We start from the raw sequence: 14,646 nt of genomic DNA on the forward strand, positions 1-14,646 counted from the left end.
TCAACCAGGCCAAGCTCGATGCGTTATTTCAAGCTTTTGTTTTTCCGGAGTCCAACTCTACACCCTGGGAAGCTCAAGGCTTCGTCGGGGGCTGGTTCAGCTCCGGAGGTTTGGGACCACCCACTCTACCACTACTGTGGGAGCTTGGTTCGTGTTCCCGGCGGCCGCCCGGTCTCCCTGGCGACGAAGAGAACATTACACGCCCCGAAACAGCCCTCGAACAGGGGGGTCCCTTTTTTCGCGCCAAGCCGCTGACCTGCGTCGATCCGGCGGTCGCGGCCGGAAGCCGGTCAGCCGGGCTCGCGCTCGCCGTGCGTCGCGATCACCGTGACGCCGACGAGGATCGCCGCGAGGGCCGCCGTCACGTGGATCGGAGCCGGGCCGAACGACGCGGCGAGCACGAGCACTGCGGCCGCCGGGAAGCCGATCGCGATCGGGCGGCATTCGTTCGTCGGGCCGATGTGCAGCAGCCACACGCTCAGCAGGAAGACCGCGACGGGGATCGTCACGGCCAGCGCGGTCACGATGCCGCTGACGTGCACCTGCCCGCTGTCGAAGCCGACCGCCAGTTCCAGCCCGGCGCCGACCGCCGCGGCCGAACCGAAGATCAGGTAGTGGCCGTACCCCCAGCTCAACGCGGTCCACCGCGAGTTGCCGCGTTCGAGGCGGGCGTGCCCCGGCTGGTCGAAATACAGCCACCACATCGAGAACACCAGGACCAGGCCGGCGACGGCCAGCGACACCAGCTCGCCCGTGTGTTCCCCCTCCGCGATCCCCTCCTTCACCGCGTTGGTGGCGCTGAGCACGGTTTCGCCGAGCACGATCAGCGTGAAAAGCCCGTACCGCTCGGCGATGTGGTGCGAGTGCCACGGCGTGGTCGTCCGCGCCTCCGCCACCGCGGGCACCGCAAGTTCCAGGACCAGCACCACGAAGAAGCCGACGAACCCCGCAGTGCCGGGCAATGCCAGCCGGGCAATCCACAGGATCTGGCAGAACGTGATGCCTGCCGCGTAGAAGTACGCGGTCGTGCGGATTTCCGGTGACTGCCGTGCCGCGCGAAGCCACTGCGTGACCGCGGCCAACCGCATCAGGACGTACCCGATGACCACGATTGTGAAGTCGCCCTCGAAGGCTTTGTCCACGCCGGCCGCGACGGTGAGGCCGCCGCCGATCTGGACGAGAGTGGCCAGCCGATAGGGCACGTCGTCGGTGTCGAACGCCGACGCGAACCAGCTGAAGTTCAGCCAGCCCCACCAGATCGCGAAGAACACCATCCCGAAGCTGAGCACCCCGTGCCCGACGTGCCCCTCGGTAAGCGCGTGGTGCAGCTGCGCGGCAGCCTGGCCGACGGCGACCACGAAACACAGGTCGAACAGCAGCTCCAACGGCGTCGACGCGCGGTGCCCCTCGCTGGTGTCGCGTGGTCGCATCGGCCGGTACCACACCCGGATCCGGTTGCCCGGCACTGATTCGTGGGCCATGTGCGCTCCCCTTTCCGCAGAACGCGGCCATCCCAACATGATCGACGGCGCGGCGCGAGCGCGACATCCCGAGCAGCCGGAACCGGGTGAAACCGGACGCCTCAGCGCAGCCGGACCGCCAGTTCGAAGACCGGATCGTCGAGGGCGGCCTGTCCGGGATCGCGGAGGAAGATCTGCCGCGGCTTCCAGTCGGCCCGCACGTCCCGGTCGGTCAGCCAGCGGTGCAGCGATTCGGCCCCGAGCGCGGTATTCATGTTCGCCTTCGGCACGGTGACGTACGCCTCGCGGCCCGCGTCGTCGCTGCTGAGCGTCATGTCCGGGAAGGCGATGTCCCCGCCGTCGGGGTCGATCGGACAGCAGAATTCGACCAGGCCGTCGCTGTCATCGCTGATTTCCCCGTGGTAGCGCAGGAAAGGCCTTCCGGCATCACCGGACGGGCGCGGGACCGCCGGGCCGCCGAAGAACGCGAACAGCGGGGCGGCGAATGCGCCGATCCGGTCGGCGGTCAGGTGCTCGGAGGCGACGAGCAGCGTGCGGGCGGGCATTTCGCGAACGGACACGTCGTACATCGGGGTTTCCTTCCCGGCCAGTCGGTCGAGGAAGAATCCGGCGAGTTCCCGCTTGGCGCGCCACTCCCGCTCCTGCTCGTCCCAGTACGCGCGGACCTCGGCCGCCGCCGCTTCCGGCGGCAGGTCGAGGACGGTCCGGATCCGCGGCAGCGGCATCCCGATCCGGCGCAGCTGGACGACGCGGCGCGCCCGCTCGAGCTGGTCCGGGGAGTACCAGCGGTAGCCGGTGTCCGGGTCGACGCGGGCGGGCGGCAGCAGGTTCATCTCGTCGTACAGCCGCAGCGCTTTGGGCGAAAGGCGGGCCAGGCGTGCGAACGCGCCGATGGTCAGCAGGTCCGGCATGGGTGTTCTCCCTCGTTCGGAACACCCTGAGCGTGGGGCCGGCCCCGAGGGGAAGGTCAAGCGCGCGGCGGCCCCGGCGTTCCGGAGCCTCGCGGAACCGAGGGAAGGCCGGGGAGGAAGAAAGGCGGGCGGGCCCGGTTCCCCCTCGCCCGGGCCCGCCCCGTTGCCTTCGCACGCACTCGGCCTGCCACTCCGGGCAGTGTCCCGGCGATTCGCCGTACGGTCCCCCGCGGACGCCGACGAATTTCGTACCGGGATGCGACTCCGGGTGTCCATTCCCCGGAACTTCGGACTCCCGGGCCGTCCGGCCGATCGACCCATCCCCGGTCGATCGAGCGAATTGCCACTGTCGGTAGCCAAAGTGCCGTTCTGAAGGCTCCATAAGGTCTACTCGGTTGCTCTGAGTAGCACTAGGGGCGAAGGTCACCTGTCACCCGGATGGAGTATCACCTGGTGGCGGTAAGTAGCTCACCGAATAGGCAGGATCAGCGTTGCGTGGTCACGTTCGGTGAATATTCGCCGCGGACTGCGCCGCTTGCTGGTCCTCCGTCAGGATGGCACGCCGCCGGCGGGCGCGGAGTTCCAGGGTCGCGAAAGCCAGCGCGACCAGGGTGAGCCCGCCCGCGCAGCACATCGCCGCGGTGAGCGCGGTCTGGTGCCCGGCGGTCGCGACCACCGATTCGAACACCGACGCCAGCACGGCCGTGCCGATCGCGGTGCCGATCCGCTGACCGGTTTGCAGCGCTCCCCCGGCGACGCCGGCCAGCCGGTTCGGCACGCATTCGAGCGTGAGCGTCGTGTTCGGCGAGATCACCATCCCGCCGCCAATCCCGCCGATCAGCAACGGTCCGGCCACCGCGAATCCAGCGGCCGACGGCGGCACCAGCTGCACGACCAATCCCACCGAAAGCAGCGAGAGCGCGACGATGCTCAGGCCCATGACGGTCAGCTTCCGGCCGAACCGGGCCACGAGCCGTCCGGCAACGGCCGCCGTCACAGCCGAGCTCAGCGCGAACGGCGTGACAGCCAGCCCCGACTGCAGCGGCGTGTAGCCGAGGCCCTGCTGGAAGAAGAGCGCGAACACCAGCCAGATCCCGGCGAACCCGCAGAAGTACAGCGCCCCGACCGCCGCACCGCTCGCGTAGCCCGGGGTGCCGGTGAAGAGCCGGATGTCCAGCAACGGCGGCCGGTTCTTGCGCACGACGCGCCTTTCCCACCACACGAAGGCCACGCCGAAGACAATCGCCACCCCGAACAGCCACCAGAACCGGCCGAACCCGCCCCGTTCGGATTGCACGAGCGGCAGCAGCACGCCGAGTACCGCGACGGCCAGCAGCACGATCCCGGCGTAGTCGATTTCCGTGCGCAGCCGGAGTTTTCGCCGGTCTGTGCGCGGCAGCAGCTTCATCGCGAGCCCGAACGCGATCGCGCCGATCGGCACGTTCACGTAGAACACCCACCGCCAGCCGTCCGGGTCGCCGAACAGCGCGAGAATCACGCCGCCGAGCACCGGCCCGACCGCGGTGGAGATGCCGACGACCGCGCCGAACATGCCGAACGCCCGCCCGCGCTCGGCGCCGTGGAACAGATCCTGGATCAGGCCGCTGTTCTGCGGCGTCAGCATGCCCGCGGCGCAGCCCTGGGCCAGCCGGGCGGCGACGAGGGTCGCCGGGTCGGGGGCCGCGCCGGCGAGCGCGCTCGTCGCGACGAACGCGGCCAGCGCGATGAGGAACATCCGGCGGCGGCCCAGCGCGTCGCCGAGCCGGCCGCCAGTGACCAGGACCAGGCCGAAGGCGAGCGCGTAGCCCGAGACCACCCACTGGATGGTGCCCGCGCCAGTGTTCAGGTCGCGCTGGATCGAGGGCAGAGCCGTGTTGACGATGCTGACGTCCAGCAGCGTCATGAACCCGGCGGCGAGGGTGACCGCGAGCGCCCGCCAGCGGCGGGGATCCGGCTCCGCCCCGGTCATCAGGTGTTGGCGGTGATCCCAGGGATGCCCTTGAGCTCACCGATGAGCATCGAACTGACCTTCACCGGGTAATCGTAGAGCGCGAAGACCGTCTGGTTCTTGCCGACGAGCTTGAGGTGCACCGGCGTATCGCCCTTGTGCGCCAGCAGCGTCGACTTCAGCTCGCTGACCACGGCCTGGTCGATCTTCTCCGCGGCGGCCAGCAGCACCAGCGGCGGTTCCTCGTCGCCGTTGCCGATCTCGGACAGGTCCAGCGGCACGAGCCCGCCGCCGAACACCGACATCTTGTCCTCGCGCCAGTTGACCCGGCCCTTCACCAGCACCGCGTTGTCCTCGACCAGGTCGGCGGCGAACATCGAGTACGCCTTAGCGAAGAACAGCACCTCGAGCGCGGCGTCCATGTCCTCGACGGTGCAGATCGCCCAGGGCTCGCCCTTCTTGTTGACCCGGCGTTCGAGCGAGGTGAGCAGGCCGGAGATGACGACCTCGCCCTCCTTCGGCGGGTCGGCGAGCAGCGCGGCGATCGGCTTCGGCGCGTGTTTGCGCAGGATGCGCTCGGCCCCGTCGAGCGGGTGCGCCGACACGTACAGGCCCAGCATCTCGCGTTCATAGGCGAGGAGCTGCTTGCGCGGGTACTCCTCCTCGCCGAACTTGAGGTGCGCGAGCGGCGAGGACGACGGCGCTGCCTCGGCCGCGTCTCCGTCGTCGGCTCCGAACGAGCCGAAGAGGTCGAACTGGCCCATCGCTTCCTGGCGCTTGAGCGGGACGACGGCTTCCACCGCGTCCTCGTGCACCTGGATCATCGACAGCCGCGTGTGCCCCATCGAATCGAACGCGCCCGCCTTGATCAGCGATTCGATCACCCGCTTGTTGCAGGCCACCAGCTCCGACTTGTCCAGGAACTCGGTGAACGAGGAGTACTTTCCCTTCTCCTCGCGCGTCTTGATGATCGACTCCACCACGTTCGCGCCCACGTTGCGCACCGCGCCCAGACCGAACCGGATGTCGTTCCCGACGGCCGCGAACCGCAACGCCGACTCGTTCACGTCCGGCGGCAGCACCTTGATCCCCAGCCGACGGCACTCCGACAGATAGATCGCCGACTTGTCCTTGTTGTCGCCGACCGACGTGAGCAGCGCGGCCATGTACTCCGCGGTGTAGTTCGCCTTGAGGTAGGCGGTCCAGTACGCGATCAGGCCGTACGCGGCGGCGTGCGACTTGTTGAACGCGTACCCGGCGAACGGGAGAATCGTGTCCCACAGCGCCTTGACCGCTTCCGGCGAGAAGCCGCCCTCGACCAGCGGGCTGGACTTCATGCCCTCTTCGAAGCCCTCGTACTCCTTCTCGAGGACTTCCTTCTTCTTCTTGCCCATCGCGCGGCGGAGCGTGTCCGCTCGGCCCATCGTGTAGCCCGCGACCTTCTGGGCGATCTGCATGATCTGCTCTTGGTAGACGATCAGGCCGTAGGTCTCGGACAAGATCTCCCGCAGCGGTTCCTCCAGCTGCGGGTGGATCGGCTTGATCTGCTGCCGGTTGTTCTTGCGGTCGGCGTAGTCGTTGTGCGCGTTCATGCCCATCGGGCCGGGCCGGTACAGCGCGAGCACCGCGATGATGTCCTCGAACCCGGTCGGCTGCATGCGCCGCAGCAGGTCGCGCATCGCGCCGCCGTCGAGCTGGAAGACGCCGAGCGTGTCGCCCCGGCCGAGGAGCTTGTACGCCTCGGGGTCGTCGAAGCCGAGCCGGTCGAGGTCGATCTCCTCGCCGCGGTTGGCCTTGATGTTCTCCAGCGCGTCGCCGATGACGGTGAGGTTGCGCAGGCCGAGGAAGTCCATCTTCAGCAGGCCGATGGCCTCGCAGGAGGGATAGTCCCAGCCGGTGATGATCGACCCGTCGTCGCGCTGCCACACCGGGATCGCGTCGGTGAGCGGCTCGCTCGACATGATGACCGCGCAGGCATGCACGCCCGCGTTGCGGATCAGGCCTTCGAGGCCGCGGGCGGTGTCGAAGATCGTCTTGCACTCTTCGTCGGTCTCGACCAGCGTGCGGACCTCGGCGGCCTCGGCGTAGCGCTCGTGCTTCGAGTCGACGATGCCCGACAGCGGGATGTCCTTCGCCATGATCGGCGGCGGCAGCGCCTTCGAAATCCGGTCCGCGATCGAGTAGCCCGGCTGGCCGAAGTGCACGCGGGCGGAGTCCTTGATCGCCGCCTTGGTCTTAATCGTGCCGAAGGTGATGACCTGCGCGACCCGGTCCGAGCCGTACTTGTCGGTGGCGTACCGGATCATCTCGCCGCGGCGGCGGTCGTCGAAGTCGATGTCGATATCGGGCATCGACATGCGCTCCGGGTTCAGGAACCGCTCGAACAGCAGCTTCTGCGGGATCGGGTCGAGGTTCGTGATGCCGAGCGCGTACGCGACGAGCGCGCCGGCGGCGGACCCTCGGCCGGGGCCGACGAGGATGCCGACCTCCCGCGCGTGCTGGATGAGGTCGGCGGTGATGAGGAAGTAGGACGGGAAGCCCTTGCCCTCGATGACGCCGAGTTCGTAGTCGCAGCGTTCCTCGTACCCGTCCGGGATGCCTTCGGGGAACCGCCACTTGAGGCCCTCGGCCACCTGGTGGCGCAGCCAGGAGGCGTCGGTGTGTCCTTCGGGGACGTCGAAGACCGGCATCCGGTCCTTGTGCGTGTACACGTCCTCGTACGACTCGACCCGCTCCGCGATCAACAACGTGTTGTCCGCCGCCCCCGGAACCTCCCGGTCCCAGTACTCCCGCATCTCCTCCGCGGACTTCAGGAAATAACCGTCGCCGTCGAACTTGAACCGCGTCGGGTCGTTCAGCGTCTTCCCGGCCTGCACGCACAGCAGCGCCGAGTGCGTGTCCGCCTGGTCCTTCGTCACGTAGTGCGAGTCGTTGGTGGCCAGCGGGGGCAGGTCCAGCAGCTTCCCGATCTCCAGCAAACCCTCCCGCACCGACCGCTCGATCGGCAGCCCGTGGTCCATCAACTCCAGGAAAAAATTCCCCGCCCCGAAAATGTCCTTGTAGTCCGAGGCCGCCTGGATCGCCGCCTCCCGCTGCCCCAGCCGCAGCCGGGTCTGCACCTCGCCCGACGGGCAGCCCGTCGTCGCGATGATCCCGGACGCGTTCTCCGCGATCAGCTCCCGGTCCATCCGCGGCTTGCGGTAATACCCCTGGATCGACGCCAGCGACGACAGCTTGAACAGATTCCGCAACCCCGTCGCGTTCCCCGCCACCATCGTCATGTGCGTGTACGCACCGCCACCCGAGACGTCGCCGCCCTCGCCGAACTCGTCCGACCCCCGCTGCGACGCCTGCCCCCAGAACACCGGCTTCTTGTGAAACCGCGACTCCGGCGCGATGTACGCCTCGATCCCGATGATCGGCTTGATCCCGTGCTTCTTCGACGTCTGATAAAACTCGTCCCCGCCGTACATGTTCCCGTGGTCGGTCATCCCGACCGCCGGCATGTTCAGCCGGGCCGCCTCCGCGAAAAGGGGTCCGATCTTCGCCGCACCGTCCAGCATGGAGTACTCGGTGTGGACGTGCAGGTGGACGAAAGAATCGTTCGACACCAGCGAAAACCTCCCCTAGGCAGACGGCTTCCCGGCTCCGGTCGACGCGGCGGGCCCGGGCTGTCCACCCTAGTCCGCCGCGGTCTGAGCGCTCCGTCTGGATCCTCTCTCTTCCGTAGGCCGGGCGCGGCTCCGACGCGCCGGGCGCGTTCGGCGTGGTGATCGCCGGTGCGCCTCTCAGTACCCGGACACGGTCGCACCCGGCACCGACAAAACCGTCGCCTCGGACAGCCGGGCCGCCCAGAGTCACCCGGGAGCGTGAACCAGCCCACAACCGCCGAGCAAGGGGCCATGGCTCTGCTTGACAGCGGCCGGGCCGGAACCGACGATCCGTCGCGTGAACCTGTCTGACAGCCGGGCAGCCGGACCGCTCCCCCGGCGCGTCAGCGCGATGGAGGCCGTCCTCGGCCATCTGCGGCAGGCGATCGAGCACGGCGAGTACGCGATCGGCGACCAGCTGCCGTCGGAGGCCGCGCTGAGCAGGGAGTTCGAGGTCAGCCGCTCGGTCGTGCGCGAGGCGCTGCGCGGGCTGCAGGCGCTCGGGCTGACCGTGTCGCGCACCGGCCGAGGCACGTTCGTCACCGCGAGCGGCCCGCCGGAGAACCCTACGTTCGGCGACTACTCGGCCCGCGACCTGGTCGAAGTGCGCAGGCACGTCGAGGTCCCGGTGGCCGCGTACGCCGCGCGCCGCCGCGATGCCGACCAGCTCGCCCGGCTCGCCGATCTCGTCGACCGGATGGACGCCGAGACCGCGGACGCCGCCTGGGTGGCGCTCGACTCACAGTTTCACGTCACGATCGCACGGGCATCTGGCAATCCGGTGTTCGCGAAGGTGATCGAGGAGATCCGCGACGCACTGGCCCGCCAGTCGGCGTTCCTGAACCAGCTCGGCGGACGGCGCACCCAGTCGAACGTCGAGCACCGGCGCATCGTCACGGCGATCGCCGAAGGCGAGGAAGACGCGGCGGCGGCCGCGATGACCGAGCATCTCGATCACGTCGAGAAGACCCTGACCACGATCGTCCGACCGGCGCGCGCCGGCGAAGCAGAAACAGGTACCACCGCGTGAGTGAAGAAACCCTGCCCGCCACTGCCGAGGCGGGTCCCGCCGACGCGGGCGACGCCGGATACAACAAGGCGCTGAAATCCCGGCACATCAACATGATCGCCATCGGCGGCGCGATCGGCACCGGCCTGTTCCTCGGCGCGGGCGGACGGCTCGCGCAAGCCGGTCCGGCGCTCGCGATCGTGTACGCGGTGTGCGGGCTCTTCGCGTTCTTCGTGGTGCGCTCGCTCGGCGAACTGATCCTGCACCGCCCGTCGTCCGGCGCGTTCGTGTCCTACGCGCGCGAGTTCATGGGCGAGAAGGGCGCGTACGTCGCGGGCTGGATGCACTTCCTGAACTGGTCGACCACCGGCATCGCGGACATCACCGCCATCGCGCTGTACGCGCACTTCTGGTCGTTCTTCACGCCGATCCCGCAGTGGGTGCTCGCGCTGATCGCGCTGGCGGTCGTGCTGTCGCTGAACCTCGTGTCGGTGAAGCTGTTCGGCGAGATGGAATTCTGGTTCTCGATCGTCAAGGTCGCCGCGCTGGTGCTGTTCCTGATCGTCGGCATCGTCCTGCTGGTGACGCAGCATCCGATCGACGGCCACATCCCCGGCCCGCAGCTGATCTCCGACCACGGCGGCGTGTTCCCGGCGGGCATCGTGCCGATGATCCTGATCGTGCAGGGCGTCGTGTTCGCCTACGCCTCGTGCGAGCTGGTCGGCGTCGCGGCGGGCGAAACGGAGAACCCGAAGAAGATCGTGCCCAAGGCGATCAACTCGATCATGTGGCGGATCGCGCTGTTCTACGTCGGCTCGGTCGTGCTGCTGGCGATGCTGCTGCCGTGGGACGCCTACTCGGCCGACCAGAGCCCGTTCGTCACCGTGCTGGCGAAACTGGGCGTGCCCGGCGCGGACAGCATCATGAACCTGGTCGTGCTGACCGCCGCGCTGTCGAGCCTCAACTCCGGCCTGTACTCGACCGGGCGGATCCTGCGCTCGATGTCGCTGGCCGGGTCCGCGCCGAAGTTCACCGGCGTGATGAACCGCAACCAGGTGCCCTACGGCGGGATCCTGCTGACGTCGTCGGTGTGCGTGGTCGGCGTCGGGCTGAACTACGTGGTGCCGAAGGACGCGTTCGAGATCGTGCTGAACTTCGCCGCCGTCGGCATCCTCGGCACCTGGGCGATCATCGTGCTCAGCCACCTGCTGTTCGTGCGGAAGGCCAAGCGCGGCGAGGTGACCCGGCCGCACTTCCGGCTGCCGTTCTCGCCCTACACCGAAATCGCGACGCTCGCCTTCCTCGCCGCGGTCGTCGTGCTGATGGGCTTCGACAAGACCGGCCGGATCACCCTGATGGCGCTGCCGGTGATCGTCGTCGCGCTCGTCGCCGGCTGGTTCGTCGTGCGCAAGCGGATCGACATGAGCGCGTTCGACAAGGCAGAGGCGTCGTGATCCCGCAGGAACGCGAACCGCGGCACGTCCCGCTGGTCCACCTTCTGCGCGACGGCATGGTCGAGGGCGTCCACCACGGTTCCGTCGTCGTGCTCTCTCCCGACGGTTCGACGTTGTTCGAGGCGGGCGACCCGGACGTCGCGATGTACCCGCGCTCGACCGCGAAGCCGTTGCAGGCCGCCGCGATGGCCCGGCTCGGACTGCGCCTCGATCCGGCCGGTTTCGCGATCGCCGCGGCCAGCCACTCCGGCGAACCGCGGCATCTCGAGGCAGCCGCCGCCGTGCTGGAAAGCCGCGGCTTCACCGAAACCGATCTGGGCAACCCCGCTGACCTGCCCTACGACCCGGTCGAGCGGGACGCCTGGATCGCTGCTGGACGGCAGCCGTCGCGACTCGCGCACAACTGCTCCGGCAAGCACGCCGCGATGCTGGCCGTCTGCCAAGAGCAGCGGTGGGACGTCGACGGTTACCTCGATCCGGCACACCCGTTGCAGCGTGCGATCCGGGAAACCGTCGAGGAACTGACCGGGCAAACCGTGCCCCGCGTAGCCACGGACGGCTGCGGTGCGCCACTGTTCGCGCTCTCTCTGCGAGGTTTGGCGAAGGCTGCTTCGCGGATCGCGACCGCGCCGGAGGGTTCGCCGGAATCGTTGGTGGCCAACGGGATTCGGCAGCATCCGGATCTGGTGGCCGGGAGCCGACGCGACGTCACCCGGCTGATGCGGGCCGTGCCGGGACTGATCGCGAAGGACGGTTTCGAGGCCGTGCAGCTCGCCGCGTTGCCGGACGGAACCGCAGTGGCACTGAAGATCGCGGACGGCGGCGACCGAGCCCGTCCCGCGGTACTCGCCGCGGCGTTGGCACGAGCAGGCGTCGATCCGGAACTGCTCGCCCCCTTCAGCAACCCCGCCCTCCAGGTGACGGACGCACTCGCCGCCTAGGTACGTGAGGGGAACCCTCATTGACTCTGATTCCCTCAGGGTTCCCTTCACGACCAGCCACCGGTCCGGCCCCGCGCCCCGCCGGGATGCCGCCCCAACCGCAGCCAGCGCGCCCACCGCATCGAGGCACCCAGTCCCTCCCCCGCACCCCGATACGAAGCCTCCCGTCAGCACACTCGGGATTCGGGGTGCCCCACGTACCCCACTTCTCACCAAGAGCGGAACGGTAGCGACTCGCGTACGTTCGATTACGTGCTGAACCGAATCGTCGACCGACTGCTCGGTCTCCCCGCCGCCGAGGGTCCGGCCCCGACCGCAGCCAAGGGCCTCCGCGTCCCGATGCACGACGGCGTGCACCTCCTAGCCGACCGCTACACCCCGGCGGGCCTGACGACCGGCCCGGTAGTCCTGATCCGCACCCCCTACGGCCGCACCGGCCCCCTCGCCAAGCTCTTCGGCGAAACCTTCGCGCGCCACGGCCTGCAAACCGTCCTGCAAAGCACCCGCGGCACCTTCGGCTCCGAAGGAGAATTCCGCCCGTTCCACCTCGAACGCGAGGACGGGATCGCCACCGCCGAATGGCTGCGCGCCCAACCCTGGTGCGACGGGCGGATCGCGATGGCGGGCGCGAGCTACCTCGGCCACACGCAATGGGCAGTCGGCCCGTATCTCGACCCGCCGCTGGAAGCCATGTGCCTCGGGATCACCGCGTCGGAATTCGTCAGCACGTTCTATCCGGGCGGGGTGCTCGCGGCGGACAACATGGTGTCCTGGTCGGCGATGATCGGGAAGCAGGAGGAGCGGTTCGCCGCGCTGCCGAACCCGTTGCAGACGCGGCGCACGCGCAGTGCGATGGCGTACTTGCCGATCGCGGGCGCGGACGTGGCGGCGATCGGCAAGCCGGTGCAGTTCCTCCAGGACGTCACCGAGCACGCCGACCCGGACGACGATTTCTGGCAGATGTCCGACCACAGCGCCGAAGTCGCGAAACTCGACGTGCCGGTCAGCATGGTCACCGGCTGGTACGACCTGTTCATCCGCGCGCAGATGCGGGACTTCCGCACGCTGCAGGACGCCGGACGGTCGCCGCGGATCACCGTCGGCCCGTGGTCGCACGGCGAACCGGCCAGCTTCCGCGTGCTGATCCAGGACCAGCTCGGCTTCCTGCGCGCGCACCTCGCCGACGACCGCACCCAGTTGCAGCGCTCCCCCGTGCGGATCTTCCTGCAGAAGGCGTCGACCTGGCTCGATTTCGACCACTGGCCGCCGGCTTCCGAGCCCACGCACGCACACCTGCGCCCGGTCGGCGGTCTCGGCGAAACGGTGCCCGGCGAGGCCCTGCCCACGCCCTTCACCTACGACCCGGCGGACCCGACCCCGGCCGTCGGCGGGCCGTTGCTGATGGGAAAGTCCAAGCAGCGCGACAATTCCGAGATCGAGGCGCGCGACGACGTGCTGGTGTTCACCGGCGAACCGCTGGTGCACGACGTCGACGTGATCGGCGATGTGTCCGCCACCGTGTTCGTGCGGACCGAATTGGCCGACGCCGACGTGTACGTGCGGCTGTGCGACGTCGATCCCAGCGGCATCTCGCGCAACGTCACCGACGGGATCCTGCGGCTGCGTCCCGGCCTGCCGGAAGCCGACTCCGACGGAGTGGTGCGGGCCGAGGTGGAGCTCGACCCGACCGCATACCGCTTCCGTCGCGGGCACCGCTTGCGGGTTCAGGTCGCGGGCGGCGCGTTCCCCCGGTTCGCGCGCAATCACGGTACGGGAGAACAGGTTTCCTCCGCGGTGCGCGGCACGCCGAACCGGTTCGAGGTGTTCCACGACGAGACCCGGCCCTCGCGGGTCACGCTGCCGGTCTTTACTCGGTGACCGTGCGCTGATGCGTCGTCAGCCTGCCGTCGTCGTGCAGCACGTGCAGCAGCAGCGACGGCGGGCTGTCGAAGTCCAGCGGCCCGCCTTCGTCCCAGCCGCGGCCTGCGCCGGGTTCCACCGGCAGCAGTGAACCGGACACCACGCCCGGCGCGATCCGCACCGGCACGCCCGCGAACTCCGTTGCCGCGCCGGTGTGCACGTGCCCGCACAGCAGCGCCACGACGCCGGGATGCCGCTTCAGCACGGCAGCGAGACGGTCTTCGCCGGTCTGGCGGATCGCGTCCACCAGCGGCACCCCGACGTCGAGCGGCGGGTGGTGGAACGCGACGAACGACGGACCGTCGTGCCCGGCGAGCGTGTCGTCCAGCCAGACGAGCGTCTCGTCGGCGAGGTAGCCCGCGCCCTTGCCCGGGATCGTCGAATCGCACGACACGAGCAGGACGTCGGCCACCTTGGTCGCGGAGTTCACCGGCGCGTCGCCAGCCGGCTCTCCCAGCAGCGCCTCGCGAAACCGCGCGCGGACGTCGTGGTTGCCGGGGCAGACCACCACGGGCACCGGAAGGTCCAGCAGTTCGGCCGCGCGACGGTATTCCTCGGGCAGGCCGTGATCGGCGATGTCACCGGTGGCGAACACGGCATCGACCGGCGCTTCGAGGTTTCGCAGGTACTGCGTCACCGCGGCGGCCCGTGCGTCGGCGCGCTCGCTGCCGTCGAGGTGGATGTCGGAAAGATGCGCGAAAACCCGCACCGGATCAGCTCCCTTGCAAGTAGGTCAACGCTTTCACCCAGTTCCGGACCAGCAGCGCGGACGCGCCGGGCAAATCGTTCGCCCGCAAGGCCGCCGCGATCTCGCGGTGTTCGGCCACGCTCTCCGCCACTCGGTCCCGCCCGCCGAAGTATGCCGTCTCGTAGCGTTTGAGCAACGGCTTTGTCTGCTCGATCAAGCGCAGCAGATGGGGGTTGCCGCAGCGGGACGTGAGCAGGGCGTGCCAGCGGTCGTCGGCTGCCGGGAGATCGCAGGAATCGGCTATCTCGTCGGAAATCCGGTCGAGCGCGTCCGGCAGCGAGGCGAGTTCCAGCGGCGACGTCCAGCGCAGGGCGAGCGCTTCCAGTTCGGCGATCAGCGGGTACAGCCGGCGCGCTTCCTGCGGATCGAGTGGCGCGACGAGGAATCCGCGCCCCGGCGCGACGACGAGCAGCCCGCGGTCGGCCAGTCCGATCAGCGCCTCGCGCAACGGCGTGCGGGAGACGCCCAGCTCGTTCGCCAGGTGGACCTCGTTGATCCGGGTCTCGGCGGGAAACCGTCCGTCGAGGACGCGCGCGGTGATCTCCTCGATGAGTTCGCCGCGCAGGAGTCTCTTGCCCATGCGG

General features: G+C 69.1%; 10 protein-coding genes. 4 read left to right on the top strand and 6 right to left on the bottom strand.

The features are described from left to right. Window positions 1–290 precede the first annotated feature (290 nt). From EIZ45_RS40315 to dnaE, 4 genes are all read right to left on the bottom strand, one after another. Complete coding sequence (locus EIZ45_RS40315; protein ID WP_037820765.1) at window positions 291–1,481, bottom strand: low temperature requirement protein A; 1,191 nt, start codon at window positions 1,479–1,481, stop codon at window positions 291–293. Window positions 1,482–1,582: 101 nt separating this feature from the next. Beyond that, entirely contained in the window at window positions 1,583–2,392 is an 810-nt protein-coding gene (locus EIZ45_RS40320; RefSeq protein WP_205670324.1) for a MerR family transcriptional regulator, read from the bottom strand. A gap of 499 nt (window positions 2,393–2,891) precedes the next feature. Further along, window positions 2,892–4,361: an MFS transporter gene (locus EIZ45_RS40325; protein WP_134670240.1), complete on the bottom strand. Its 1,470-nt coding sequence runs from the start codon at window positions 4,359–4,361 to the stop codon at window positions 2,892–2,894. After that, window positions 4,361–7,951 carry a DNA polymerase III subunit alpha gene (dnaE, locus tag EIZ45_RS40330; protein WP_134670238.1) on the bottom strand — a complete coding sequence of 1,197 codons (3,591 nt, stop codon included), beginning with the start codon at window positions 7,949–7,951 and terminating at the stop codon, window positions 4,361–4,363. Before dnaE ends, EIZ45_RS40325 begins: the two co-directional genes overlap by 1 nt. A 391-nt stretch (window positions 7,952–8,342) precedes the next feature. Between dnaE and EIZ45_RS40335 the strand changes: the two genes are divergently transcribed. The 4 genes from EIZ45_RS40335 to EIZ45_RS40350 all read left to right on the top strand — a co-directional run bounded on the left by EIZ45_RS40335 (window position 8,343) and on the right by EIZ45_RS40350 (window position 13,272). Next, window positions 8,343–9,020, top strand: coding sequence for a FadR/GntR family transcriptional regulator (locus tag EIZ45_RS40335; protein ID WP_043835998.1), 678 nt, complete (start codon window positions 8,343–8,345; stop codon window positions 9,018–9,020). Then, window positions 9,017–10,453, top strand: coding sequence for an amino acid permease (locus EIZ45_RS40340; RefSeq protein WP_037820504.1), 1,437 nt, complete (start codon window positions 9,017–9,019; stop codon window positions 10,451–10,453). The genes EIZ45_RS40335 and EIZ45_RS40340 overlap by 4 nt, the downstream gene beginning before the upstream one ends. Continuing rightward, window positions 10,450–11,394 (top strand): asparaginase, encoded by a 945-nt coding sequence (locus EIZ45_RS40345; protein ID WP_134670236.1) that lies wholly within the window; start codon window positions 10,450–10,452, stop codon window positions 11,392–11,394. Before EIZ45_RS40340 ends, EIZ45_RS40345 begins: the two co-directional genes overlap by 4 nt. A 252-nt stretch (window positions 11,395–11,646) precedes the next feature. Next, window positions 11,647–13,272 carry a CocE/NonD family hydrolase gene (locus EIZ45_RS40350; protein ID WP_134670234.1) on the top strand — a complete coding sequence of 542 codons (1,626 nt, stop codon included), beginning with the start codon at window positions 11,647–11,649 and terminating at the stop codon, window positions 13,270–13,272. On the opposite strand, the gene EIZ45_RS40355 is transcribed toward EIZ45_RS40350, so the two are convergent. Continuing rightward, window positions 13,262–14,023 (bottom strand): metallophosphoesterase, encoded by a 762-nt coding sequence (locus tag EIZ45_RS40355; RefSeq protein ID WP_134670232.1) that lies wholly within the window; start codon window positions 14,021–14,023, stop codon window positions 13,262–13,264. The two genes, EIZ45_RS40350 and EIZ45_RS40355, sit on opposite strands and share 11 nt — an antisense overlap. A gap of 4 nt (window positions 14,024–14,027) precedes the next feature. After that, window positions 14,028–14,642: a GntR family transcriptional regulator gene (locus EIZ45_RS40360; RefSeq protein ID WP_134670230.1), complete on the bottom strand. Its 615-nt coding sequence runs from the start codon at window positions 14,640–14,642 to the stop codon at window positions 14,028–14,030. Window positions 14,643–14,646 lie beyond the last annotated feature (4 nt).

The sequence above is a fragment of the Amycolatopsis sp. CFH S0740 genome, assembly GCF_004522315.1.
Classification (GTDB): Bacteria; Actinomycetota; Actinomycetes; order Mycobacteriales; family Pseudonocardiaceae; genus Amycolatopsis; species Amycolatopsis nivea.